At 52.8% G+C, this 24,060-nt stretch carries 23 protein-coding genes; 2 read left to right on the top strand and 21 right to left on the bottom strand.

All coding sequences use genetic code 11. From position 1 onward, the window contains the following. Positions 1 to 49: 49 nt before the first annotated feature. The gene (locus QLG03_RS04200; RefSeq protein WP_072421971.1) at positions 50 to 601 is read right to left on the bottom strand and encodes a recombinase family protein; all 552 of its coding nucleotides are present in this window, start codon (positions 599 to 601) and stop codon (positions 50 to 52) included. 91 nt (positions 602 to 692) lie between these two features. Here QLG03_RS04200 and QLG03_RS04195 point away from each other — a divergent pair, with 91 nt between their 5' ends. Next, positions 693 to 2,696 carry a hypothetical protein gene (locus tag QLG03_RS04195; RefSeq protein WP_282473598.1) on the top strand — a complete coding sequence of 668 codons (2,004 nt, stop codon included), beginning with the start codon at positions 693 to 695 and terminating at the stop codon, positions 2,694 to 2,696. After that, positions 2,696 to 3,508, top strand: coding sequence for a hypothetical protein (locus QLG03_RS04190; RefSeq protein WP_282473597.1), 813 nt, complete (start codon positions 2,696 to 2,698; stop codon positions 3,506 to 3,508). The genes QLG03_RS04195 and QLG03_RS04190 overlap by 1 nt, the downstream gene beginning before the upstream one ends. 108 nt (positions 3,509 to 3,616) lie before the next feature. On the opposite strand, the gene QLG03_RS04185 is transcribed toward QLG03_RS04190, so the two are convergent. The 20 genes from QLG03_RS04185 to QLG03_RS04090 all read right to left on the bottom strand — a co-directional run bounded on the left by QLG03_RS04185 (position 3,617) and on the right by QLG03_RS04090 (position 24,056). After that, a complete protein-coding gene (locus QLG03_RS04185; protein ID WP_349017249.1) occupies positions 3,617 to 6,970 on the bottom strand; it encodes a hypothetical protein in 3,354 nt (1,117 codons plus the stop codon). 77 nt (positions 6,971 to 7,047) lie between these two features. Next, positions 7,048 to 10,116, bottom strand: a complete 3,069-nt coding sequence (locus QLG03_RS04180; protein WP_282473595.1) for a host specificity factor TipJ family phage tail protein — start codon at positions 10,114 to 10,116, stop codon at positions 7,048 to 7,050. Next, positions 10,113 to 10,493 (bottom strand): nitrite transporter, encoded by a 381-nt coding sequence (locus QLG03_RS04175; RefSeq protein WP_080935782.1) that lies wholly within the window; start codon positions 10,491 to 10,493, stop codon positions 10,113 to 10,115. The genes QLG03_RS04180 and QLG03_RS04175 overlap by 4 nt, the downstream gene beginning before the upstream one ends. 9 nt (positions 10,494 to 10,502) lie before the next feature. Further along, positions 10,503 to 10,985, bottom strand: a complete 483-nt coding sequence (locus tag QLG03_RS04170) for a DUF1833 family protein (RefSeq protein ID WP_274578594.1) — start codon at positions 10,983 to 10,985, stop codon at positions 10,503 to 10,505. Then, on the bottom strand, positions 10,972 to 11,445 hold the full coding sequence (locus QLG03_RS04165) for a hypothetical protein (protein ID WP_219714076.1): 474 nt from the start codon (positions 11,443 to 11,445) through the stop codon (positions 10,972 to 10,974). Before QLG03_RS04165 ends, QLG03_RS04170 begins: the two co-directional genes overlap by 14 nt. After that, positions 11,445 to 14,336: a phage tail length tape measure family protein gene (locus QLG03_RS04160; RefSeq protein ID WP_282473594.1), complete on the bottom strand. Its 2,892-nt coding sequence runs from the start codon at positions 14,334 to 14,336 to the stop codon at positions 11,445 to 11,447. Before QLG03_RS04160 ends, QLG03_RS04165 begins: the two co-directional genes overlap by 1 nt. Before the next feature lie 72 nt (positions 14,337 to 14,408). Further along, the gene (locus tag QLG03_RS04155) at positions 14,409 to 14,840 is read right to left on the bottom strand and encodes a zinc ribbon domain-containing protein (RefSeq protein ID WP_041937622.1); all 432 of its coding nucleotides are present in this window, start codon (positions 14,838 to 14,840) and stop codon (positions 14,409 to 14,411) included. A gap of 45 nt (positions 14,841 to 14,885) precedes the next feature. After that, positions 14,886 to 15,569 carry a hypothetical protein gene (locus tag QLG03_RS04150; protein ID WP_004190632.1) on the bottom strand — a complete coding sequence of 228 codons (684 nt, stop codon included), beginning with the start codon at positions 15,567 to 15,569 and terminating at the stop codon, positions 14,886 to 14,888. 66 nt (positions 15,570 to 15,635) lie between these two features. Next, positions 15,636 to 15,803, bottom strand: a complete 168-nt coding sequence (locus QLG03_RS04145) for a hypothetical protein (protein WP_282473593.1) — start codon at positions 15,801 to 15,803, stop codon at positions 15,636 to 15,638. A 167-nt stretch (positions 15,804 to 15,970) separates the two neighbouring features. After that, positions 15,971 to 16,453 carry a hypothetical protein gene (locus tag QLG03_RS04140; RefSeq protein WP_040182785.1) on the bottom strand — a complete coding sequence of 161 codons (483 nt, stop codon included), beginning with the start codon at positions 16,451 to 16,453 and terminating at the stop codon, positions 15,971 to 15,973. A gap of 37 nt (positions 16,454 to 16,490) precedes the next feature. Beyond that, positions 16,491 to 17,423 carry a phage tail tube protein gene (locus QLG03_RS04135; protein WP_072413061.1) on the bottom strand — a complete coding sequence of 311 codons (933 nt, stop codon included), beginning with the start codon at positions 17,421 to 17,423 and terminating at the stop codon, positions 16,491 to 16,493. Positions 17,424 to 17,446: 23 nt separating this feature from the next. Continuing rightward, the gene (locus QLG03_RS04130) at positions 17,447 to 17,839 is read right to left on the bottom strand and encodes a phage tail terminator-like protein (protein ID WP_004146196.1); all 393 of its coding nucleotides are present in this window, start codon (positions 17,837 to 17,839) and stop codon (positions 17,447 to 17,449) included. Then, positions 17,836 to 18,387, bottom strand: coding sequence for a hypothetical protein (locus tag QLG03_RS04125; protein ID WP_110228727.1), 552 nt, complete (start codon positions 18,385 to 18,387; stop codon positions 17,836 to 17,838). Before QLG03_RS04125 ends, QLG03_RS04130 begins: the two co-directional genes overlap by 4 nt. A 1-nt stretch (position 18,388) precedes the next feature. Further along, the gene (locus tag QLG03_RS04120) at positions 18,389 to 18,772 is read right to left on the bottom strand and encodes a glutamate 5-kinase (protein WP_110228728.1); all 384 of its coding nucleotides are present in this window, start codon (positions 18,770 to 18,772) and stop codon (positions 18,389 to 18,391) included. A 1-nt stretch (position 18,773) separates the two neighbouring features. After that, positions 18,774 to 19,184 carry a protein singed gene (locus tag QLG03_RS04115; protein WP_259427693.1) on the bottom strand — a complete coding sequence of 137 codons (411 nt, stop codon included), beginning with the start codon at positions 19,182 to 19,184 and terminating at the stop codon, positions 18,774 to 18,776. 3 nt (positions 19,185 to 19,187) lie between these two features. Beyond that, positions 19,188 to 19,400 (bottom strand): hypothetical protein, encoded by a 213-nt coding sequence (locus tag QLG03_RS04110; protein WP_110228730.1) that lies wholly within the window; start codon positions 19,398 to 19,400, stop codon positions 19,188 to 19,190. Between the two features lie 40 nt (positions 19,401 to 19,440). Then, the gene (locus QLG03_RS04105) at positions 19,441 to 20,577 is read right to left on the bottom strand and encodes a P22 phage major capsid protein family protein (protein ID WP_004184463.1); all 1,137 of its coding nucleotides are present in this window, start codon (positions 20,575 to 20,577) and stop codon (positions 19,441 to 19,443) included. 87 nt (positions 20,578 to 20,664) lie between these two features. Next, complete coding sequence (locus tag QLG03_RS04100; protein WP_012967904.1) at positions 20,665 to 21,429, bottom strand: DUF6651 domain-containing protein; 765 nt, start codon at positions 21,427 to 21,429, stop codon at positions 20,665 to 20,667. A 106-nt stretch (positions 21,430 to 21,535) separates the two neighbouring features. Beyond that, positions 21,536 to 22,648, bottom strand: a complete 1,113-nt coding sequence (locus tag QLG03_RS04095) for a phage minor head protein (RefSeq protein WP_040146369.1) — start codon at positions 22,646 to 22,648, stop codon at positions 21,536 to 21,538. Further along, positions 22,632 to 24,056 carry a DUF4055 domain-containing protein gene (locus QLG03_RS04090; protein WP_282473592.1) on the bottom strand — a complete coding sequence of 475 codons (1,425 nt, stop codon included), beginning with the start codon at positions 24,054 to 24,056 and terminating at the stop codon, positions 22,632 to 22,634. The genes QLG03_RS04095 and QLG03_RS04090 overlap by 17 nt, the downstream gene beginning before the upstream one ends. Positions 24,057 to 24,060 lie beyond the last annotated feature (4 nt).

Raw genomic sequence — 24,060 nt, 5'->3', positions numbered from 1 at the left:
ATTTATAGTGTCAAATCGCATAGAAATCAGATTAATATCGCATTTAATTTCAATTTGATGCTGGTAAATACTTATAGATCGTCTTCACATCCACACCTATCACATCGGCTACCTGTTGCCTGGTAGCACCGTTCTCCAGCATCCTGCGGCATCTCTCCACAACCTCAGTGGTCATTACCCGGCGGCGGCCGCCGACTCTCCCCTGCTCCCTCGCAGCGGCTAAACCGGCGCGGGTACGCTCGACGATCAGCTCGCGCTCCATTTCCGCCAGGGCGCTCATGACGTGGAAGAAAAAACGTCCCGCAGGCGTCGAGGTGTCGATGCTATCAGTAAGACTGCGGAAATTCACCCCACGCGCCTGCAGCTCAGACACGAGCGTAATCAGATCACGCACGCTGCGGCCAAGCCTGTCCAGCTTCCACACCACCAGCACATCACCCGGTCGCAGCCGCCGTAAGGCGCGCTTTAACCCTGGCCGCCGGGCATTTTTCCCGCTGGCCATATCCTCAAAAACCAGCTCACATTCTGCGCGGATCAGCGCGTTTTTCTGTAAATCGAGGTTTTGATCCCCGGTTGATACCCTCGCATAGCCAATCAGCACTATCTAACTCCTTGAAATAGTTGATTGTAAAAAGCCGCGGCCATTCGCTCAAACCCTCGTTTGGGCGAATATCGTTTTGGAGCAAAAAAACATGGCCTTTGATCCGCCTCTTGGGAGCACTTCGCCCGCGGTGCTGCTCGATAACGCCACTCGCCTGGACGAACTCGTTAACGGGCCCGCGGCTACCGTTCCCGACCGTGCCGGGCAACCGCTGGACTCATGGCGAAAAATCATCGCCGCAATCCTGGAAAGTTCTGCAGCAGCGATGGAAACCATTCGTTTGACGCTGATCCCCCTCGGTGAACAATACGCCACAGAGGCCGATGCGCAGGCGGCGATTAATAACGGAACAATCCCCGCTGGTTCATATTTTTACGTCAGGAGCACTGACAACAGCGCGCTCGCTGTTGAATACAGGAATGTTTCTGGTACTGCTCAGCCTACCGGACGCAAAATGCCGTCTCAGGATTTGCTAAACCAGCTGACTGAGTCGCTCGGTTTTCTGCTTCCCCTGGCTGACACCACACGTTTTTTTAAGGCCGGGGTAACAGGCACAGCCTACGAAGCGATCAACGCTGAAGATATCTTTATCGATGCTGAGAATAACCTGCAGTACTGGATAAAGGATGGCGTGCGGCAGTACTTCCTGCCGGTTCGGGTCCCGACACTGGAGGCGGACACCGTTCTTGTTGACGGTATCGCCGTTGATCCGGTAGCTATTCCCCCGGCTGTCCTCGCCACAAACCTGCTTGGCCTGGCTCAGTCCAGCAAGTTCCTGGACCCGGAGGCATTTCAACCCGGCGGCGCGTATGAGGGCTGGGAAGGCTACGACAATATCTGGCTGGATAAATCAGGAAATATTCAGGGCTATACCCGTGAAGGTACCAGCTATTTGCTGTTGCCTCTGTCAGTGCCTGAACTCAGTGCAAAAAAAATCCGTCTCGACGGTGAAGACCTGCGGGACGTGATCGCCAAACGCACGGAAACACGGCTCCCGTTCACAGAAATGGTGGACGGGAAAAGCCAGATCATGCTGCTGAATAACCAGACCGGCCAGCTGTCGCAGGTGACTGATGGCACCGCAAATGAAACGGACCCGGTAGTTGATGGCGGCGGTGTGCTTTCCTGGACTTCGGACAGGGACAGCAGCGTACCCGGCGGGAAATTTTATCTGGCGGAAAGTGGCAAAATTCATCCTGTCATTTCCCGGCGCGTCCTGGCGGGCTGGGGCGATTCGTTCATGGAAAACCCCGTTTTTATGAATACCCTCCATGCTCTGACAGGTTTACCCGCCTACAACTTTGGCAAATCAGGGCTCAGAAGCACTGCTGTTGCTGCCCGCCAGGGGGGCGATCCCTTTTACTGTATGCCGGTGGATGGAGTAATTCCGGCCAGTGGGACGGTCAACCTGATACCGAACGTACCGGGACCCCATGCCTCTGCATCAAACGGGGCAATGGCGGCCATAAAATGCCAGCTGGCTGGCGTAGACGGAACGTTTAACTGGGATGGCGTGCAGGCCAGCTTTACCCGTGATACGGCGGGCAGTGCAAAGACTGTCAGCGTGCTGACACCGCTCTTTGTTTACCCTTATACCACCTCTGACGTGCTGGGCTCGATGCCTGCTGGCGTGCTGTATCCTGATCACGATGAGGCCATTCTGATCCTGACCTGCGGGCGTAACAACACAACCAGCGTCAGCGAAGTGGTAAATAACGTAATTAATACCGTCAATTATCTCAAGCCGATCGGGAAATTGCCCTGTGTCTGCCCTCAGTTTACACGCGGTGATGAAACACGAGGCTCTGCTGGCTATCAGCGTATTCATGCCATTAACGCAGGGCTCAAAGCGGCCTTGCCGGAGTTCTACTGTGAAATTGATGGTGTTGACCTGCTGCAGAACTTCAAACACCACTACAACCCGGCGAATGCAACCGATGTGCAGAATATCGCCGACGACACCACACCTGCTTCCCTGAAATACGACACGCTGCATCCGTCACAGACGCTGATGAGTGGCGCGCTGTACGTCGGGGCAGAAGTTAACGCAAATTTCGTTTGCCAGTTTCTCAAACATAAAGGATGGGTTAAATAATGGGTAAGGTCGAACAGAGCACCGACTGGGTGAATGACACCGGGTCAAAATTATATTATTTCCCGTCCATCAATGCCGGTACGCTGGGGATGATCGATGTGAAACATAACTGGGCGGGAGGGGCGAAAAACCTGGCACCCGGCGCCCAGCTCAAAAATCTGTGCTTTCTGGATGACCCGGCCAGCGTGGGTTCGGTAGCCCTGAACTTTGACAGCACTACCGGTGGGCTGATTTTCGATAAAACGTCGCGCCAGTACCTGCGCCTGCCGGCGGGGTTTATTCCGACAGCGGCCATGAAAGACTACATGCATACGTTCTGGCTGAAAATCGATCCGGCGAATGCTGGCGCTGATGGTTTCAGTAATGTCTGGGTGGGGATTGGGGCAACCAGTTACGCCACTACCGCTAACCGGTTGATTCAGGTCTATCCGACCATCACGGCAGGGGTGATCACGGCGCTGACGGTATGCGTGCGTGGCATTAACTACAGCATTAAGGATTACATCGGCAGTCTGGCCGACGGCAATCTGCACTGCCTGGGCGTCCGCTATCAGGAGTCGGCTGATGGCACGCAGCAAAAGGGGCTGGTTTATCTGGATGGGGTTCTTGCTTATGAGGGCATCTGGACGGGGAAAATCGCTTATCCGGCGGCGGCTGTTAACCTGAATGGCATCGGATCAAACCTGGCGGACACCACACCTTTTGCCGGTCGGTTTTACCGTGCGCGAATTGACGATCTTACACTGGTCAGCAAAACAGCGCTGCAGGTCATCGCGGAGGAGATCGCCGCGGTGGCAGGAAGGTTTAGTTAAAACTATCCCCCGGTGCCACCCGGGGGAAGCCGATGAATGGCATTAAATCTGCATGGATGTATGAGTATGTTTTGCGCCCTTTAGCTTCAGGCTTCGGGGCGAGTAGAGTTACGTTCCTGACGCCTTACCTTTTGCAATCTGGTGTACAAAATAAGATGACAGCATCTCAATCATCACTTTGTTATGACTTGAGATGGTCGTTGGTATGCCAGACGCCAGGCGTGGGGAGAAACCATAGAAACGTCCGGACGAATACGGATTGGTAAGATAGTCTTTTTCATAGGCCTGAACACAAGCCAGCAGAGCATTCCCGGTTGATACCCGTCGAACCAGCATCATTGTCAATGCAACGCTAACCGGAGTCGAAATGATCCCCCTTCGGCTTTCAGAGATAATGAAATCAATCCCCCTCAGCCTGCCATCACCGCACAGTCCCTGAAGTCCATAGTTGACGTTGTTAAACAGGGGCGTTCCGCCGAGTAACTCCGTCATCATGAGGTAGTCAGGCGCCAGGTCCATATCGTAGTTGTACCACCGGCTCCTTGCCAGGGAGGTGCTGACTGGCATCGAATCCAGCATGTTTGGCAGATATCGACCAATGGTGCTGCTATTGGTCAGATTCGTCAGCGCCGTGTTATAGCATGACTGGTAAGCTCCGCCAGTATCCATCCCGGCGTGGATTGCCAGCGCGACAAGCAGCATGCCGTAGATATTAATATTCACGGCGGCACTGACTGAAGATGGCGTATAGGTGTTCGGCACACCTCCTTTTGCTGCGACTGCTGTAACCATTGCGTCAGCCCAGGACTTAATATAAGGCTGCATTGCCGCCATTGTTGCGGTGTCACCCAAAAACTCAGCCGCACGATATACAGAAACACATGGTTTGAGTACCGGAGTGACCAAATCAGCAACATTAATAACCCCCTCAAGATAGCGGGTTCCGATATTTGTGCTTCGCCAGTTATCATCCCAGCACCGTTTAAACCTGGCCCATACTGCCGCAATATTAGGTGAGGGCTTTTGCAGTTCACGATATGCAAGGTATCCCCACGGGGTATTAATATCATATGGCCCGGCATTCGAAACCATACCGCCTATTCCAGCTGAGTCTCCATTCATCCAGAAGTCAGCAACCCCATCAAGCAATACTCTCAGCTTATTCTCAGCTTCTTTTACTGCAAAGTTAGGAAGTCTCCCGCCACGCGCAAAACCCACAGGCCGATTGTAAACTTTCTTCGCAAGCGTTAACGGGTCTGTTTCAGTTTCACTGGCATTCAGCCAGGCTTCAATGGTCCATGTCCAGTTTTTCTCAACCGGCCAGTTAAGAAATGAATAATCCGACAGGGATGAATATTGCCAGCCTGTGGTTACGCCCAGCGTAAACTCTGACGCGGCATTCGTCATCGTGATGCCTGTCGGTCTGGTTGGGCCCGCAGAGGTTCCATCCCTGTGAATATCCCCGTTTACAATGGTCGGCACCCAGGAAAACCTGCCGTTACCGGCTGTATTTCCGGTTGTGATTGCTGCAGCAGCGGTACCGGAATAGGCTGGAGTCGTCCCGTTTTTATAAATAACATTAGAGCTAATAGTTGCTCCACACATCTTACCAACAGGAATATCCTCCAGGGCAGTCACCATATTTTTCACAACGACAATTCCGTTTTTAAAAATGCGGAAGCGAGTGGTGGCCTTAATAATGCCTGCCGCATAAACGGCACTGGCGGCATTGTAGCCTGTGCGCTCAATCTCGGTAAAAAGTGGGCCGGTATTGATGACCTTCAGCGTAACGTTGTAGGTGAAATATTCGATAACCTGAGCGCCTGCAGTCACGTAGCGATGCTGCGGGCTTAGCGTGCATCTGATACGGTTGATATCATCATTTTTAGCAGCATCAATGGATGTGAGGCCATAGGCTCCACCGGCAAAACCAAAGCGGTAATACAAATCACCCACTTTAATGTTATAACGCTTCAGGGCATCAGAAGGCGCGTAGTACTCCAGGCCTTCGGAATAGATCGTGTCATCATAGCGATAACCAAAAACATCCACGTTATAATATTTTTTTTGTCCCGCCGATACGGAATCGACGATCCACACGGCCCCCGTTTTGAATGAGCCATCAGGGTGATAACCTTCAGTTGACTGAAAGCGAAGGTTCACGAAATCATCTGCAGAAAATTGCGCATCAAACACGTTTCCTTCAGCGTCAGATACCTTAATGCAGTTGTGACCAAACACCATTCCTGCAGGGAAACTCACTTTTAACTCGACAGGACCACTGTAGTTGGTAGCCATGTCATTTACTACATCAGCAACAAAACGGGTAAAAGGGTTATTGTCAGTGTTCTGCCTGGAAATTCCGTTGTAATAAAGAATATCTGCGTCAATGGTCAGATAATCGTTTACAGAAATTGTCGCAGGTTCGGCGCTTAATTTGGCAAGGTAAGCCGTTTTATATACTGATACATCGGTACTTCTGTAATAAAGATGCACATCATCAAATGAGGCATAGAAATAGTTTTTAACACCATCATCAGTAATGCTAAACCCTGCCCCCGTAATATCAGAATAGGGGAATGTTAGCTGGATTGAGGTTGATCCGTCAGGGTTAGAGTACAGCGTGCAATATTTACCATCTGAGCCATACGCACCGGTGTTACCGGAAATAAAATCGCCTGACTTGTCAATCACAGCGTAGGCAGTAATTGACTTAAAAGTATTGACAAGTGGAATGTTGTCAAATATTGCTCTGGCTACTGAGTTAGTGGCATCATAAAAAACTGTTGACGGTTTTAATTTTGCCAGCTGGACAGAGTGATAGGGAGAGTTAAGTACATTATCAGCAAAGTATTCAGCCGGAAGTAGTTCTGCAATTACTGTTGTGACACCGCTTTGCAGATTGGTTACTTTTAGTGTGTTTTTCTGGTTGCGGGCGTCAGAAGTTTCAGCAGCTGACAGGGAGTTAATGCGTAAAACAGATTCTTTCCCGACATTGACTACAGTGTCACCAGGCATTGAGATACTGGTAAACTTAGTTAGCGGAAGTGAGGAGATTTCGCTAAGCAAAACATTAATGGTGCCAATTTTATCATTTATGTATTCATATAAAGCACTTACTTTTGCATCAACCCCCGCACCTGAAGGCATTTTCCTTCCAGTTTCCTCAAGTGTACCGCCGTTATTGATCACTTCGACGGCAAGAGCACTAACATCCGGGCTGCGGTAATACGTGGTGCTCCCCTCAGGGATATTCACGATATCTGCCTGCGCAGCTGCTAACGTCATGTATTGCTTGCTGAGCGGGATCAGATTTTGATGGATGCCACGCCAGGTGTAAAGCAATTCGCCTGCGCGGTCAGGGAAGACCAGCGCCAGGCTATTCAGCAGATTATCCAGGCGAGTGGCGTTATCGAGCAGCACCGCGGGCGAAGTGCTCCCAAGAGGCGGATCAAAGGCCATGTTTTTTTGCTCCAAAACGATATTCGCCCAAACGAGGGTTTGAGCGAAAAGAGTTAATTAGGGGTTGTTATGGGGTATTACGCGACGTCGCCGGGGTATGTAGCGTCGTCGTAGGCATAGAACGATTCGAGGTACTCTTTAGCGGTGACCTGGCATGTTCCGTCAGACTGCGGGGCGATCTCCTCTACAAGGGCGTCGTAGACGTGGCGCGTTGAGCCGCAGAACACCAGGCGGATCGGCTCGATGGTTGCCGACGACAGGTCAACCTTCATCGGGTCATCAAACTCGCTCAGGTGCGGGACTGACAGCTGAAAATCACCCACCCTGCTCGCCACCATCAGCCCGGATGCAGATCCATCCTGATAGCGGATCAGCGCTCGGGGATTTTCGAAAGACCAGTCCAGCGGCTCCGTAACGGTGAACGTTGTCACGCCACCAGCCGTTGTCATCGCCTCCACCAGACAGGAAATCGTGTTGTTACCCGGAATATCATCCGTGAGCACGATGCGATCGCCCGTGTTGTAGCACAGCGCGTCCAGCTCGGTAGTGGTCTGGAACGTCACCCGCTGCTGCAGGTATTTCATCAGGCGGCGCATCCCGATTTGGTAGGCGTGATCCTGATTGAGTACCCCATCGAGTTTGTAGTTCTCGATTTTCACCGGCGTGGGATTGTCCGGCGTCCGGCATTTAACGGTCTCCTCTGCCCAGGTAGTCCCGTTGATGTACGTCACGTCGACACCATCAAAATCATCGTCGGACGGTACGGTAAATCCGCTCTGCAGCTCCTCCACCATCTCATGCGGAGTGATCACGCCAGTCCAGGGCTTAATCCCTTCCCTGTTTACCGTCGCCAGGCCATCGCTCAACAGGAAGCGGGACTTCCCGGCATTGGCTATCTTCTGCAGCATTTCCAGCGCTGAGATACTGTCGCCCGTGGCGAAATCGAAATTTTCGCCCCGTGGCGTCCAGTACGCGGATTCCAGCGCGTTGATGGTGTCGACGTCCATCTCCAGCCCCAGCGAGTTCCCGACATGCAGCAGCGCCCCAGAAATGGTTCTGGCCGTTCCTGAGTCGTAGGCCCGCGTGGACACAACGTTTACGCGGCGGTCCGACTGGGCCGCCAGCTTCCCGCCCGTCTCAACGGTCACTGCCATCAGCGACACGCCGGGATAGGATGAAGGGCGCGTCAACAGTCGCCCGCGCAGTGCCTGCCAGTACATCGAATCCCTGGCGTTGTTTGAGCCCTGCTCATTGCGCCGACGGCAGCGAACCTCTACCAGCCCTGGTGAGCTGAGAGTGATCCGCTCAGTGAAACCTAATCCGTTGACGTTTTTCAGCGCATACTCGCCCTGGTGACTCACCCACCCCGAACCGGAACCGTAGACGCGATACTGAATCTCCCACTCAACGTGGCGGATCCGTTTTTTGCCCTTACTGTCAAAGCCGCAGATGCCGTTCGGGAAGGAGAAATTCACCTCGAATGCATCCACCACTTCATTCTCAGGGCATACGAGGAAAGGCCCCAGCCAGCTCAGCGTGTCGTTAAGGCCAGAAGCCTCATAGTCGATCATCGTCCGGGCGGTGAATCCCGGCCATGACTCATCAACGGCACCATTAACCAGGCGCGCCACCGTCGCCGTTGTGCCGTCGGCCGAGACAATCCGGTACTCATTCCCGCGGTGAGCAAGTGAAAGCCGTTGCACCCCCTCCGGCATGCCGGAAAAGGCCGTTCCCGTGGCGCTGTTATAGGCAAGCGTCACATTCGCCGTTACCGCCGGGCTGCCGCCGGTTGATGCCGTGCCGGAGGTGTAAGCCGGGGCATCACCGAAAACAGCTGCAGGCAGCGAAGAGGACGTGATCGCCCCACCCGCGAACGGACTGGCCGACTCGGTTATCAGTACAGTTCCGCCATTGTCCTGCGCAACCAGGCCGGAGCCGGTGAGTCCCTCGGTGATGGCCGCCAGCAGTCCCGACATCGAGACGTAGTTAGCCACCAGCGACACCGGGTAGGTAATCCCCTGCCAGGTGATCGTGAACGTGCTGGAGCTGGTCGAAAAATCGTAGGTGGTCGGGGCCGCACTGGCCTGGAGTTTTGCCGCACTCCCCCCGGCGCCGGGCACTGCAGCCTGACCGGGAGTATATGACGCGATAAACAGATCGTAATCGACAGAGTTAAACCCCAGCGTCACCGGCATACCAACCACCGGCGCGATCTCCGTCAGCAGCGGGCTGGCGATAACGCTATATCCAGCCGCCGAAGTGATCTGGTAGTTAGCCGGGGCTTTCAGTTCGACCACGGCGCCAGCGACCCAGCTGGGCGGCAGCGCGTTATCGTTCTCGTCATTATCGTCATCATCATCCGTATCCAGCCCGGTAAACGTCACGCTCGATCCGGAGACGGTCATGCTGTCTGCGATAATGTCGTCTGCGTCCGGCGACGTCTGGGCCATATCCAGCCCGGTGCCGGATGACGTCCCGCCCACTTCGGTGGAATTGACCCAGTTTTCGCTGCGCTCATCACCGGAAACGTCCGCGCCTGGCGGGTAATGGGTGCTGCTGAATCCCGGTAGCGTTGAAGCTGGCGTACTGCCAACCCGGATATCGCCATTGGTATAAATCAGATCACCGACACCTAGACACAGCAGCATCTGGACGCGCATTTTCGTCGGATCGGCGGCATCAAATCGGGTAACCGGCTGCACCACATAATCAGGGTAGATACGCACCCGGCCAAACACCTCACGAATGGCATCACCGAGTTTTGCGGTATTCGCCTTTGCCGGGTTCAGGTCGAGACTCCGCCCTGTGGATGAGGTATAGCCACCCGTATCGATGTTGCTCATCATAAACAGCGAATAGGCTGCAGCGGCAACGGAGATACCGACGCCGATCCACGCGATTGTGGCGGCCTCCAGCCCGAAGGGAACCGGATAAAGCCTGACATCACTATCAGGGCGAATCACACACTTAGCCCATTCGCCTGGCGGAATTGACTGCCCCTCAACCTCAACGGTCAGCGGAGGGACATCCCGGTCGGTATAGTTTTCGACATTGGCAACCAGCCAGCTGCGAATGCTCGTAACACCATGCTCATGCGTTTCAAGTGGTTCTCCGGGAAGCCGAGAAGGATAAAACCGAATGGTCATTGCCAGAACTCCACTTTGACAAATCGCCGCTTAAACCGCGGCAACGGCAGAAAGGTGACGTTCGTTCCCGGATTGCATTCCGCCACGTGCAGCAAACCCTCGATACTGACTACGATCCCCACATGGGTGACGGTTGATCCGGAATAACAGGCCACCCCGGCCCCTCCGCAGGGTTCGCAGCGCTCAAGGGTAAGCATCATCCTGCGCGCTTCCCGGTCGAGGCCGCCGTCGTCTTTGGTGACCCCTGCAAAATCGGGCCAGACGGGTAAATTCAGATCGCGGCGTATCTCGTTCACAATGCCGAAACAGTCGAGTTGCGGGTATACGCGCCCGCCCTTCAGCCAGGTGACTGAACGGTATTTATCAGGGTTGAACATTGGGATTCCTTAGCTGATATAACGCAGTCCGGGGAATACAGGTAGCGTGTAGCGGTAACGTGGCCAGGCTGTATCAAGGATATTCATATAACCCGCGGTAATCTGCGCCTCTGTCGCCGTCCAGTAACCAGACTTGATTTTCAGCGTATACGGCACTTCCGCAGGGGCCGCTAAATCCGTGGAGATATAACGCCGGTACGTCAGCAATGCAGACAGACGGTTAGCCAGCGCATAGCGGATCGCCGTGGACACAACACCATCGATATTGCACAGGGCAAATTTGAGGTCCTGCGTACCGTCCGCATTACGCGCCGGCAGCGCAATGTCTATCGCACAGGCGGTAAACGTTACGGTATCGCCGTTCTCCGTCGTTGCCGTGATGTTCTCGTAACCCTGGCACAGATAATGGCCGTCAGAACCAATGGTGATCTGCAGCGTTTCAATGATCACCTCCGGGCCGCTGCTGGCGTAGAGGCGTTTAATCTGCGTCATGCTTCGGCCACTCCTTATTCAGCGCAATATCCAGCAGTGAGCTGCCGACGATCCATTCCGGGTAATTACCCCATGGGGCAGGAGCAAGGGGGCGTTCCCATAATTCAAGCGTCGCCGTGTACTTCCAGTAAATCGGGGCCACCAACACCGGTCCCTGATAAATATCTGTGAAGCGGCATTTGTAAAACTTAATGCCTGCCGGCGTCTGCAGCTTCATCATGAACCATGCAGCCCCGTCAGATAACGCATCACGGAACCAGGACTCAAACGCCAGTCCCTGCGCATCGGTTTCCATAAACCAAGTGATGCTGGCCTGCGTCGGCGTGGACGTATAAGCTCGCCTTTGCCGCGGGCGGCCGGTGATTAACTGGGTACGTTTTAACGGGCTTACAGGCTGGAATCCGTATCCTTCCTGTAATGGCATCGGAAGACTGTCATGCGGGTAGTAGATATCAGTCATCACTCTAACCCTCTGCCTGGATATTTTCTGCGCATTGCCTTACCAACTTTCCCATCTCCTCTCAACAATTGCGCAGCAACCTGATCCAGGGCTTCCGTTGTCGCCCGCTTCTGCGTTTGAGCCATGGAGAGAGCCATCTGATCAAGTGTCACACCGGGCGGCGTATGGAAATGCTGCTCAATGGGAGCATGGATGGTGGTCTTGCTGCTGTTGTCGCTGTTAACGTTCTGAACACCAGTACCAAACCCTGTACGCCCCAGAGTTGCATCAAGCGGTTGGCCATTTCGAAGTGCCTCAAGCTGAGACACGCCGATCCGGTTCGTTGACGCCTGGTCGAAGACGTACTCTCCTTTGTGAACAATACCCGCGGGCTGATACTTACCACCGGGGCCAGTGTAACCGCCGGAGGCGAAGCCAACTCCTGAAACAGCCTGGATATTTGAGACGATACTGGCAGTCTGCGCAGCGATTGAGGCCATAGCGATGATATTGGCCGGATAAGGCGCGCTTACTGCCCCACTTGCTATAGCCTGCTGGATTTTCACCATAGAGTCAGCGATAGCGAATGCCTTGCTCGCAGCAAAAGCAACCTTGTAGATTGCCGATTGCTCACCAAAACCCGTTCGCATTATGTCGGCGGTACTGTCAAACAAGGACTGCGTGGCCGCAGATATGATGGTGTTTTTCTGAGCCTCGATGACCTGATTTGCATCCGCTGCACGCTGACGAATCGACGTCATTCTGGCCTCACCCTCGGCAGTTATTTCGCCGGCCTTCGCATAAGCTTCCTCCTGAGCTGCCAGCCAGCGCTGGAGCTCCTGCTGCGCCTGGTCATATTCATTGATTTGCCCCTGCATCCCCTCAAAAGTTCCAGAGAGTCGCCCTCCTGTGGGTGTCAGGTTTCCTACAACATTACGAACCGTCGAGGGCAGTTGCATATCGGTGTTTTGATAAATGTCTGCCCGTGTTTTTTCATATTCACCGGGTTTTAGTTGCCCGGTTGCTTTGGCTTTCTCCAGCAGTTCAAGACGGGTTTTAAGCAGATCGTTGGTCCGCTCATCCTTCGTCTTTACCTGTTCCTGCATTTTCCGGTAATCATCCAGGGTTTTTACGGAGTTTTGCAGTGCCTCCTGCTGCTTATACGCCTGGAGGATTTCATCTGAACGGGAAAGAATCGATTTCTGGTCGGCTGTGAGCTGCGTTTTAGACTTGAGGTCAGCAATTTGCTGTTCGAACTTTACCCGCGCCTGGGTTGCGCTGTTAAGCTTGTCACTAGCATCCAACTGGGACTGCATGGCAGCAGTCTGCTGGTTTATCTGATCAAGCAGCCGGGTTGCTGCGTCCTCTGTATAGGCCTTTTGCTTAGGTGCCTTTGGGTCCTTATACATCTCGTTAATACGTGAGACGTTTTTTGCATATTGCTCTGCAGTAATTGCACCAGCCTTCAGGAATTCGCTTTGCTGCTTAATAGATTTATTGCGCTTATCCGCATTGCTCAAATATTGCTGGTTAACGCGATCTGCTTCCTGCTGCGTTTTAATTCTTTGCTGTTCGGCTTCCTTAGCCTTCGCCTGTCCTTTGGTTACATCCCCCTGAAGATTGGCAACTGATTCGAGCAAATCTCTCTGTTTTATCATCTCCGGGAGGTTGGTAAACCTCGCGCTAAAACTGTTCCAGAATCCACCATCTTTTTGCCCTTTTTGGGCTTCAGCAATATTTTCGTTTAAGGTGGCAAGTTTATCCGTTAGTGTTTGTTCACGCCCAATATTGAGCATCGCATCCCAGGCGCCTTTGGCCGTTTTACCCAGCGAGTCCCATGCACTTTCAAGAAGACCAAGGTTCTGATGAATATCATTCGCACGCTGCTGCATGGCATTGGCGTAAGCATCAGTAGCCACCCGTGCAGCATCCTGCTGATTACCTTCATCCTGTAGCGCTTTAATCTGGTTGTAGGTTGCCAGTGTCAGAAAGTGGAATTGGTCGTTAAGTTTGGTTATAGCCGCTACTGGATCAGCAGCTAGATCGTTAAAGTCGCTCACCAACTTTTCTGTAGCAATACCCGTCGCATCACTGATCTTAACAATAGCGATTGTCACGCGTTCCAGAGAATCTCCAGCAACTTTGCCTGATGATACCAATTGGTTAAGGGTTGATGCGGCTTTGCCAGTGGTTGAATCCGCAGCAATGCCTGCGCTGGCAGCTATATCGGCAAGTTGACCGGAAGTTTTGCCTACCAGATTACCAGTGAGAACGAGAGACTTATAAAATTCGTCCTGCTCCTGAGTGCCTTTGTAATAGGCCAGACCAAGAAAACCGACCGCCGCAGCTGCAAGAGTGAAAGGGTTAACCAACCCCATAACATAGGTGCCCACCCCCTTAATTGCCGGACCAATACCACCAAACATATCTTTTAACTGCCCGCCCTGCTGCATAAGCACCATAAACGGTGACTGACCTGTAGATAAGCCGACAATAATGTCGGTCATCTGCGCTGGGATCATGCGTATGGCAAAGGCAGTCTGTGCGGCTGATTGGCCGGTTTTTCCAAGGTCGTCACGAAATCCAGTTAACCTGTTTCGTGTTTCCTCGATTTTCTTTGAATAAAGATCGAATGTATCGGCATCTACCATCCCCTTTGATTTGAATTTCGCAAGATCTTGCTGCTGTTTATCCAGTTTGTTCAGGGCGGCGTTTACCGGGTCGATGCGATCTAAGAGTTCAGAAAGAGACTGTTTTTCTTCATCAGTGGCCTTTGTCACCTTCACAGCGCTGGTGGCAGCACGTTCACCTGCCTGCGTCATTTTTACCAGTGCAGTTGCGAGATTATCGGCCTGTTTCTCTGCTCCGGAGCTATCAAGAACGATCGCAAGGCGGGATGTTTGTTCAGTCATTTACCTTTCTCCGGGCAATAAAAAACCCCGCCGAAGCGAGGTTAGAGCTTTTGAAACTGTTACGCTTTTAATTCATTGACGGTGAAAAATTATTGCGCCGATAATCGCCGCAAAGACCGCCAGCACAACCCCTGCGATCAACTTTACATTGACGTCAGCCAACCTATCACTGGCCTCAGCATCGTCAGCGCTAACTATTGTCTTCGAAGGGGTGACGTCGCTCCCGCAATGTTTGCACTTCACCGCTTCAGCGCTTATTAATTCTGCGCAGTATGGACATTTGACTGAGTTTGCGGATGGTTTGAACTTCTCACCGACCAAAACGATGATGATTCCTGCAATCGCTACGAATCCGCCAAATATCATGTAATTTTGTCGTGAAGACATTAAACCAAGGTTGTTAACTCTGTAGCCATCATCTGTTGATACTGTTACATCCATAAATAGCGCAAAAACAGCGAAGATCACACCTATTAAGATGGCTAGATAACCAAGAATCCTCACACTCCCACCTCATGAAAAAACAGCCCAAATTATGGGCCGGAGTTATTAATTTGTATTAAAATTCCTAGTCAATTTAAAGGTTATTGACTGATTATTTGCATCCATGATATCCAGCACAGCCCCTTTATAACGTATCGTTTTGGACTCAGAAAGGTCGTACTCTACCTCATTAGAAAAAGCGGCCCGAGCCATACCTCCTTGAAATTCTCTATAACCAATATTAATTTTGTTGCCGACCTTCCCATTGTAGATAAGAGTTTGCTGGAAGGAAGATTGTTGCTCGGTCTGGAATTTTACTTTCGTAAATGGCTTGCCTGTATCACACTTGGTTCCACCATAAATCGTGACAATACAAATTTCGCCGTTCTTCATGAGCTGTATGCTTTGTGTGGGATCATTAACCATGAAGCGGTTAGGAACAACTGCACCTGATGTTCTTTCTACATTAGAGTAAAACTCTGATTTTGAATCCTCTCCAATTTTTACGTAGTCTCCTGCCGGGATCGTATAGACACCGATTGAGCCTATAACCACAGCCTGATTGAAATGAATGGCATCAATGCTAGCATCAATTCCCTGCCTAACCATATCCTCGCCAACGTAGGTTGTTGTTACTGTATTTAGCGGCGGAATACTGATTTGCTTTGTTTGAGGCACATAGTTACGAGCCGGCGTTGTACACCCAGTTAAAAGCACTGCCCCCAGTGCCACTATCAATAATTTCTTCATTTTATGTTTCCTGTGATTACAATCAGAAACATCCTAACATATAGAGACAGCTAAACAATGATAAGGCTATTTCACTATCGCCCGCCTTTTTTGCTCTTCCGCCCACTCAGCCCTCCAGACATCATCAAGGGCCAGTATTGCTGCATCAAACTCAATGCGGTCGATCAGGATGGCGCGCGATGCCAGGTAAAGCTCAATATCGTTCAGGGATAGAGGGAGCGGCACTCCGGCCATGCCGGCATACTTTCTGCCGCGCGATATCATGGCGTAAGCGTTGAGGATCTCTCCAGTGACTGCATCGATTTCAGGCTCTGGAATGGGCGGGAGATTTAGCTTCTCCCTGCGCCACTTTGCTTTCTCGCCCTGTTCGCCGGCGAATTCCTTTAGCCACTTTTGGGCCTCTATAGCTTTTTTACGGTTTCCTGAGTCTGCTGCTCCTTACCCTGAGCAATGTTTGCCGCCTCAGCCAGTATCAGCCAGTATAGCGCCGGGTGCTGTTTCAGCATGGCGGCCCCAAGTTCTGGGGTGTAGTCGAGAGCAACCTCTATGCCGTCGACTAACTGACCTACTCCCTCCCAGCCTTTCAGCAGGAACCGAGCGGCGTTATCGATCAGCAGGTCATCAACAGAGTCGATATCGTCCACGCTGGCGAGATTAAAATCCGTTGTCCCCACCTTATAACCTGCGTCCATCTTATCGATGTGGCGACGCACCAGCGCGTTACGAGAGCGATATTGCGGATTCTCGCTGCTGGCCACCAGCAGGCGAAGTTTGAACAGCGATTCTTCTTCCGGCGAGAATTCCTTTTTGCTGCCTTCTGGCTTTTTGTAGGGATAAAACCAGCGCTCGCCATTTAAATCAATTTTCGGGGTAACAATCAGCATAAAAACTCCATAAAAAACCCTCCAAAGAGGGCCAATGTTAATCACCACCGCCAGAAGTGGCAGGAACGCGGGTAATAGTTGGCGGCGTATTGGCCGCGGTGATATCCAGCTGAACCTGAACAATGTCAGTGCTCCCCGCATCCGGCCAGTCGCCGGAGATCTGCACTTCCGGGAAATCGAAGGTATAGGCGCCTTCAGCATTCTCCAGCGTGAAGCTAAACGGCACCGTTTCGCCGGTGAACGTTTTTTTGTAAACCTCCCAGGCAGCCTTTGACCATGACAGCGTGATTTGACCTGACGGGGTAAAGGTTGTCGGAATGTTTGCGCCGGCGAACGCCGAACCGGTACCGATGCAGCGCTGAGTCTGCATATTGTTGTTGAACTGAATGTTAAAGGTGTCGACGCAGAAGCCTGTCCCGCCATCAACACCATTTAGCCGGATGTTCGTGACCTCTTTGAAGGAGTAACGCAGCGCCCCCGCTAAATCCACCGGCGCGGTGAAATAGCTGGTATCGTCCCCCTTCGTCTCCCAGTCCAGCCCTGCAAACGTAATGGTTGCAGTGATATCACCATCGGCCGGGATTTCCATCTGGAAGGTGCCAACCTGGCAACCGCGGGCAATCTGGGCGATCCCCACATCACTGGCAAAAGTCGCCACGGAGAACGTAATGCGACCATTACCCATCGTCAGCACGTTATTTACCCATTCGGAACCGAAGCAGCTGGCAAGAAAATCATCATGCTGGTTCCAGCGAAACCGCGTGCCGACATCGCCGCCGACATCCACTGTGCCGCGTGAAACACCCTGCGCCATGCGGTCACCAGCGATTTCGTCATTGTCATTGGTGTTCTGCGTTGGTTTCAGACCAAATGAAGAACGACGCAGCAGGTTCCACGCCCCTGCTGTTGGCGTGATTCCTGGCGTTGTCTCGCGAATAAACGCGGCTACTACTTTTGCACCTGAGCTCACAGGAGCCTCCTGTTTTTTGTGCGCTACAGAGCGCGATAAGGAATTTGAAGATTGAGCTGTAACCAGCCATCGGTCTCACCTGCCGGCACAGCAGAAACGGCGAAATAACTCAGCTTTCCGTCGTCCTTAAACTCGAATAGCTCCGTTAGCTGATCGGCCGTTCGGGAGATAAGCAACGTCCCGGAACCGACCGGAACAAACAGCTGAATGATGAGTAAGCCCGTCCTATGGACTACCGGCCCGTCCCCGATCTCGGTTGCGCCAGCCTGCCCAGCAATGTTGGTTAGGCGGGCCCAGATATCGCGGTTACTGGGGTCAAATACCGGGCCATTGGGATAATCCACCGCATCAGAGGCAATAGCGGTCTGTGCCGCCATTCGGGAAATGACAGCGTTTCTGATTTCTGTAAAGGTCATTTGTAGGCCTGAATCACGCCATTAAACGAGACGGCATAGACGCCTGTCGGCGCCTGCGTTGAGTGACCATTCTCCAGGGGCACGGAGTAAGGCAGATTCGACTGGATGTAAATCACCGAGTAGGCTGGCGCCTGGTCAATGATATTTTTGCCATTAAGAAACGTCATTGTCCCGCGCGGATCCGGTTCGGTGGGGACGGAATGAATAGGTTCGCCGATACTGACAAAATGCGATGCCCTGAAGGTTCCTGCGCGATACTCAACCGGACGCCTGATATCCATGCTGTCATTAACACGGACTTTTTTTCTGAGACGGCCAGTCTTTGTCAGGTTGGCAGGATCGGCATAAAGAGATTCGTTCCACTCACCTACTGCTTTGTTGTACTGAACCGCGGTGGCGTTGATGGCCCATAACTCCGGGTTACCTACAGGCGATCGCTGAACGATTTCATTCAGCAGCTGAATGGCGATGGTTCTCTGCCGCAACCTAACATCGTCCTCCACCAGCCCGGCGAATGACGCCGGGTCAATGTTCCAGCCCTTAGCCATATCACGCCCTCCGCAGTTGAATGGAGTACGCAGCGCCAGCAGAGTCGGCAGAAGCGGTGATGACCTCGTAGCGCTGAAGCTCACCCGTAATCGGATCCGGTGCAGTGATGATATGCCCGACGGCCGGCTTATCAGTCACCTCGTTAACCAGGGCGGTTAGCTTCACATCACCATGCAGAATGTTAGCGCCATCGATACGGCGCAGTTTATAGCGCGCCAGCACTCCACGCCCCGAGTAAGTCACCTGCGTTTCAGTGCCGGTTTCCGTTACCGGATCCCAGGCACCTCGAACGGTGTATGACCCAGTGAAATCCTTAACGGCATCCTGCAGGTCTGTATCGAAGGCTGCGGCGACATCGGTCTGCAACTCGTCACGAATGCCCATATCACCCCCTCACCAGCCGCACCTGTGACTGACTAACGCCATAGGGCTTAAGCATGGCCAGCGCCAGCTGCAGGTCCGAATCAAGCAATGCCGAACTGTTGGTACCAAGTTCTGCGAAGGTCTTTGAAACAGAAACGTCGTCAGCGTCAACCGCCTTACTAAGCAATACCCCCGAATCAGTTTTCTGCTGATACAGCCCGTCATTTGCCGCCGACAGCGCCGCATAGGCGCCAGCTTGTTTCACATCGTCAGGAATGATGATTTCGTGAGTTGCCTTATCGCACGGCATTTTCAGGTTAAGTCCATTCATCCAGGTATTAGCCATCAGCACAGATTTGGCTTTTTTGCTTTCATCTGTCCAGGTGGCACCGAGAATCGAATTGACGTCTTCAACGGTGATGAAAGTGATCATGCATCACTCCATTTCTTTCCAGCCGTGCGCCTTCCAGTTCTCCACTTCATCAGGGTGAACGTTGGCGGTATTGGGCGCACCCGGGAATGCCGGGAAATCGGTAAACATCGCCACCAGCAGCGATGTGGTCGTTACAGGTACGTTGTTATCCACCTTCGTAGACGCAGTTTGCTCAGCAGCTCGTTGGGCGCGCTGCTCTTTTGTTAATCCGGCCATTAGCCCTCCACTAAAAAAAAGGGGCCGAAGCCCCTGTTTATCAGCCCAGCAACAACGCAGAGTGCGCGGACTTAACCGCCGCTACGCCCCAGGACAAACCGACTTCGTAACGCACCTGGCGATACTGGCGGTACAGAGCAACCTGATAAGTGATACCAGATACCGGGTCAGTAACGTTCATCACATCATCCGCGGTATCGCCGCCCTGCGGCATTGCCGGAGTTCGGGATGCAAGCAGGAATGCATTGCGATCAAACGCCATGTTTGCGGTGTAGGCGCCACCAGCGGTAATAGCGGTGTTGTCGGCCAGTGCCTGACGTAAGCCAGGAGCAGCCAGGGTGATTGCTGTGGCCGTCGCAGCAGCAACAAGGTATTTATTGCTGTCCCCGTCAAACGTCACGATGTCACCTGCTGCAAAAGCACCTGTGCCGGTATCAATGGCAATCAGAATATCGCCTTCAGCTTTTGCTCCATTCACCAGGTATCCGGCAGCCGGAGATGCAGCGCGTTTCTTAACATGCGCGGATTCGTGGATGTTGAAACCTTCCAGTCGCCCCACGATACCTTCGCGCAGAAGCGCATCAGTACCTGATTCGTTTACTTTGAACAGAACAGACTGTTTACCGCGGAGGTTAGCGATAGCCGAAGAACCGAGAACCATCTGCAGATCAGTAGTCGGCGAACCGTTGTCAGAGAGAACCTGGCGCGCATTCGCCGCATCCGACAAATCACCTGCAATACCGAAAGGAGCGGTGCCGGCCGTACCAACAGCACGAGAGGATGCGAAATACAGAGCCGCGAGATCTGCATCCATCTCATTAGCCAGCGCGCGAAAAGCCTGCTTAAACTGATCAGCAAGGATGGTGTTGTATGTCCCTGCGGGCCCCAGTGCCAGTTGTTCCTCACCGTTCCATTTGACCGGGGCCATTTTGGATTTGGTGATTTTGACATCAACGGTGCCGATCGTCTGGTCGCCGTCATTTGGCGCAGTAGCCCCCGGGGTAATATCAACAGTGGTTGCCGGTGGCGCAACCGGCGCAGTAACAGTCTGGTCCTTCGCCGCCGCATCAGCTTTAGCATTGCGCGATACAGCCGGTATAAAACCGACCTGTTCGCGAGATACGGTATCCAGAGCCGTGAAGATAGTCGGGATCAACCCGGTAAGCGTATTAGCCATATGTATAGATTCCTTGGAGATTAAAATATAGGGTTGGTTGAGCTATCCAGCTCCGGCACCAGCAGCCATCCGGCGGCTGGCAAAAAATTAATCGACGATGGTGATACCGTCTTTGAGAGTTGATTGCTGATCTGTCGGACTCAAACTGGTAAACGCATCGCGTTTCATCGTTTTCTGCCCGAGTGAATGCTGAGACTGCCGTGAGCCGCCTCCCTGGTTGCCGCTGGCCTTCAGAATGTGGTCTTTCTGTGGGTACTGCTCCACCAGGAACTCCAGCGCCTCATCAAAGGCCGCCAGCTCGCCCGGTTTAGAGCGGGAATAAATTTTGTTGCCAGAGCCATCATAGGCAACGACTTTGCCGTCCTCGACTTTGAAGGACTGACCGAAGCGCGCCTGAAGCATATCTGCCGGAATTGCTACTTTATCTGCGATGAATTTCGAGCCAGAGAACCGGCCGCCGATCATTTCCTGATAAAGCTGGCCTTCAAGGGTCGTCGCACGCTGAGTAGCTTCATCAAGCTGCGCCTGGAAGGATTTGGTGATATCCGCTTTAACCTGATCAACGGCGCCTGCGTCGATCAGTTTTTTCTGGTCGATCTTAGTCATCATCTCCAGCGCTTCGAGTGCCTTTGCCGGATCGCCGATTTTGGCAAACTTAGCCAGACTGGCTTCAGCGGCTTCTTTGGCTTCACGATGAGATTTCGCCTCGCCATTCAGAGAGGAGATTTTCCCAACGGCCTGCACAGCATCAAAACCAACTTCCTGGCCGTCATCGTGGACGTAGACGGGTAAACCGCTGGAATCGACTTCTGCATAGCTTTTGCCGTTAACTTCGACTGTTTTCAGTTTCATGTGGTTACCTTTTCGGTGGTCATCCGACCGTTGCACCGCTCACCATCCGGATCACGGCAATAAAAAAGGCCGCCCGGAGGCAGCCTGATTGAAGACTTAAAAAGCTTTAAAGTCTGGCGTTGCTGAACGCCTGAGCATCCAGGTTACGAAGTTGCTCCAGAGTCAGCCATTCGCCCTTGTCGTTGTAGAAGTCATCGGGCGACATGCCGCCGTCACGAATCAGCCGGGCCCGGGTTACGCCAACGATCTGGGACTGTCGCGTGAACGACTGGCGCGAGAACCAGCCCTGATAATCGGTATCCGAAGGCACCTGCCCGTCCATGCTGGCACGTGAGCTATCTGATATTTGCCCAACAGCAATACCCAGCTCATCAGACGATTTCAGGATGTAGGTTTCGACGCTGCGACAGCAGAAATGGATTTTCCCGGGTCCCTGCAGATACGGCACCTTATGGCCGATCGGCTTGTTATCCAGGGTGTACTTGAGGCGGTCGCGAATTCGACAGTCTTTTGATGTCCGGTTATCCAATGTAGATAACCACTGCTTACCCTTCAAAATGTCATCGTTCGCATCTGCGAAGCTTTTCCTGGCCGTCGAAGCAAGATGGCCCACAGCCGTTTTTGCAATACTGCCGGCATTGGTGCGGCTCATCTGCAACGCGCCATCCTGATAACCACGGTTAGCATGACCACGAACCTTTCTGGCGATTTGCTCATGCGTATCGCCCAGGAGAAAACCCTGCCGCACTGTATTGGATATTCTTGCCATCCTGTCAGCTTCAAGGTTATCTGCCCACTCCGAAAGCAGGCGCCCCTGAAACGGCTGTGCCATCGCAGCTGCGTAAACGGCATCCGGTGAAATACCCACCAGTGGATGAAGCAATAGAACATCATCAGGAATCGCAAACTGAAACAGGCTCAGCTGAAAGCCAGCTTCGTGCTGAGCGAGCAGCTGCAGCTCTTCAGATAGTCCCGCGTACATTGACTGCACAGCCTCGCGATTGAGAGCTCTGACACTAACGAGCAGCGCTTCCAGTCGCGAGACGGTAAAGCTGTCAGCATTCAGGCTATCCATCGCCACCAGCAATCTGGCTGTCAGCTCAGCGTCGCTGTCATTCAGGATTTTTATCATCCTGTTTGCAACGCTGGTGCTGTACCGCGCTATCCATATCGCATGCGCTATCGATTCATCCTGAAGCTTGTCATTCGCCGTCGCCATTTGCACCACCCGGGTTACTCAGTCCGCCGGCCAGCGTGACCTGCTGATTCCGCAACTCGTCGATTACCTCTTCGGGCTTCGCGTCCGGATCGATAAATTTGAGGGCCTGCAAAACGCGAACAGCATCGACCTGACGTATATCACCACCCTGACGGAGCGACTGAACAGCTGTTGCAGCTGCGGCATCAAACGTCTGGGCTGAAACATCCAGTTCGGTGCGTACATCGACATTGCCGCCTTCTTTCTCACCCAGCCATTCCGCCATAATCTGCAGGATATTATCGAGCGCATCCTCAAGCGAGCTTGCCATGGTGTAGAGAGGTGAATTCTCCTGCATCCGCTCTTCGTGAGTCTGGTCTAGGGATTTAGTCGATGTGTTTTCCGCGCGCAGCAGTTTTGCGCCGGCCTGACGCATCTGGTTTTCCAGATCTTCAAGGGAAATCTTACCGGCTTCAATCGCAGCCCCGGTATGCTCGACATATTCCAGTCCCTGCCGCTGGCGGTCATCGAAACGAGTCGTAGAGGAAGAACCTATCGTCAACGTTTCGCCATCAGCCAGACCGTAAGCCACCAGCAACGGCACGCGAGCGACATGAAGGATGTTGTCCTGTTCACTCTGACTCTGCCAGTGCTTGATATTCAGTAAGGCGAGATTAAGCAGTGGCGGTGAACCGCGCATAAAGCCTGTGCGTTTTGTGTAAAGCGTCACCAGGGGAATATCATCGCGACTGGTTTCCCACTCGTCGTGCATCTGCCACTGGCTTTCGCCGTTATCACCTTTATTTCGGCGATAAATTTCAACCTTGCCCGGCATGATATGGCGTATTTGCTCAACTTTCGTTTGCCCGTAATCATCGCCATCAATAACGATGACCTCTCTGATACGCAGATCGGTCAACACCACTTTCCCTTTAACCACTTTCGATTTCCAGCCGATGACCTGGCGAGGATTAAGCATCGTGGCATATGGGCGGGATCCCGCGGCTTTTTCGTCGGCTTTAGTTTTTACTGCCTTCGGGTCAATTTTCGGGAAATCCACCAGCGCATGTACCAGACCATACTGGAATCCGATGCTGAAAAATTGCTGTGCCCAGACATCGAGCCGGTTTCCTTCCATATCAATATCTGGCGACAGCTCCCGTATTTGTTCAGGAGAATCCTCACTCAATACCGTCGGCTCAGCAAACACTCGCCCGATGTTTTGTTTAATGGCCTCTTCATAGGCAGGGAGTAACGTTGCCGAAGCCAAACGCTCCTTATAACTTTCAGGATCTTCGTTCGGCCATTTCGGGAGATACTTCTTGCCCTGCCGGCGCATTTCCAGCGTGCCGCCCATCAGCGCATCATTAATATCCCATGCCTCAACCATGTCGTTATAGTCGAGGTTGGGCGTTGAAATATCAGGCATGGTT

The sequence above is a fragment of the Klebsiella sp. V115_8 genome (assembly GCF_029967715.1).
Lineage (GTDB): Bacteria > Pseudomonadota > Gammaproteobacteria > Enterobacterales > Enterobacteriaceae > Klebsiella > Klebsiella quasipneumoniae.
Note: the sequence above shows the minus strand (reverse complement) of the source record. Positions and strands in the feature narration are given on the sequence as shown.

Coding starts and splice junctions, on each gene's coding strand:
- QLG03_RS04195 (WP_282473598.1), top strand. CDS start 693: ATGGCCTTTGATCCGCCTCTTGGGAGCACTTCGCCCGCGGTGCTGCTC.
- QLG03_RS04190 (WP_282473597.1), top strand. CDS start 2,696: ATGGGTAAGGTCGAACAGAGCACCGACTGGGTGAATGACACCGGGTCA.
- QLG03_RS04185 (WP_349017249.1), bottom strand. CDS start 6,970: ATGGCCTTTGATCCGCCTCTTGGGAGCACTTCGCCCGCGGTGCTGCTC.
- QLG03_RS04180 (WP_282473595.1), bottom strand. CDS start 10,116: ATGACCATTCGGTTTTATCCTTCTCGGCTTCCCGGAGAACCACTTGAA.
- QLG03_RS04175 (WP_080935782.1), bottom strand. CDS start 10,493: ATGTTCAACCCTGATAAATACCGTTCAGTCACCTGGCTGAAGGGCGGG.
- QLG03_RS04170 (WP_274578594.1), bottom strand. CDS start 10,985: ATGACGCAGATTAAACGCCTCTACGCCAGCAGCGGCCCGGAGGTGATC.
- QLG03_RS04165 (WP_219714076.1), bottom strand. CDS start 11,445: ATGACTGATATCTACTACCCGCATGACAGTCTTCCGATGCCATTACAG.
- QLG03_RS04160 (WP_282473594.1), bottom strand. CDS start 14,336: ATGACTGAACAAACATCCCGCCTTGCGATCGTTCTTGATAGCTCCGGA.
- QLG03_RS04150 (WP_004190632.1), bottom strand. CDS start 15,569: ATGAAGAAATTATTGATAGTGGCACTGGGGGCAGTGCTTTTAACTGGG.
- QLG03_RS04145 (WP_282473593.1), bottom strand. CDS start 15,803: ATGGCCGGAGTGCCGCTCCCTCTATCCCTGAACGATATTGAGCTTTAC.
- QLG03_RS04140 (WP_040182785.1), bottom strand. CDS start 16,453: ATGCTGATTGTTACCCCGAAAATTGATTTAAATGGCGAGCGCTGGTTT.
- QLG03_RS04130 (WP_004146196.1), bottom strand. CDS start 17,839: ATGACCTTTACAGAAATCAGAAACGCTGTCATTTCCCGAATGGCGGCA.
- QLG03_RS04125 (WP_110228727.1), bottom strand. CDS start 18,387: ATGGCTAAGGGCTGGAACATTGACCCGGCGTCATTCGCCGGGCTGGTG.
- QLG03_RS04120 (WP_110228728.1), bottom strand. CDS start 18,772: ATGGGCATTCGTGACGAGTTGCAGACCGATGTCGCCGCAGCCTTCGAT.
- QLG03_RS04115 (WP_259427693.1), bottom strand. CDS start 19,184: ATGATCACTTTCATCACCGTTGAAGACGTCAATTCGATTCTCGGTGCC.
- QLG03_RS04110 (WP_110228730.1), bottom strand. CDS start 19,400: ATGGCCGGATTAACAAAAGAGCAGCGCGCCCAACGAGCTGCTGAGCAA.
- QLG03_RS04105 (WP_004184463.1), bottom strand. CDS start 20,577: ATGGCTAATACGCTTACCGGGTTGATCCCGACTATCTTCACGGCTCTG.
- QLG03_RS04100 (WP_012967904.1), bottom strand. CDS start 21,429: ATGAAACTGAAAACAGTCGAAGTTAACGGCAAAAGCTATGCAGAAGTC.
- QLG03_RS04095 (WP_040146369.1), bottom strand. CDS start 22,648: ATGGCGACGGCGAATGACAAGCTTCAGGATGAATCGATAGCGCATGCG.
- QLG03_RS04090 (WP_282473592.1), bottom strand. CDS start 24,056: ATGCCTGATATTTCAACGCCCAACCTCGACTATAACGACATGGTTGAG.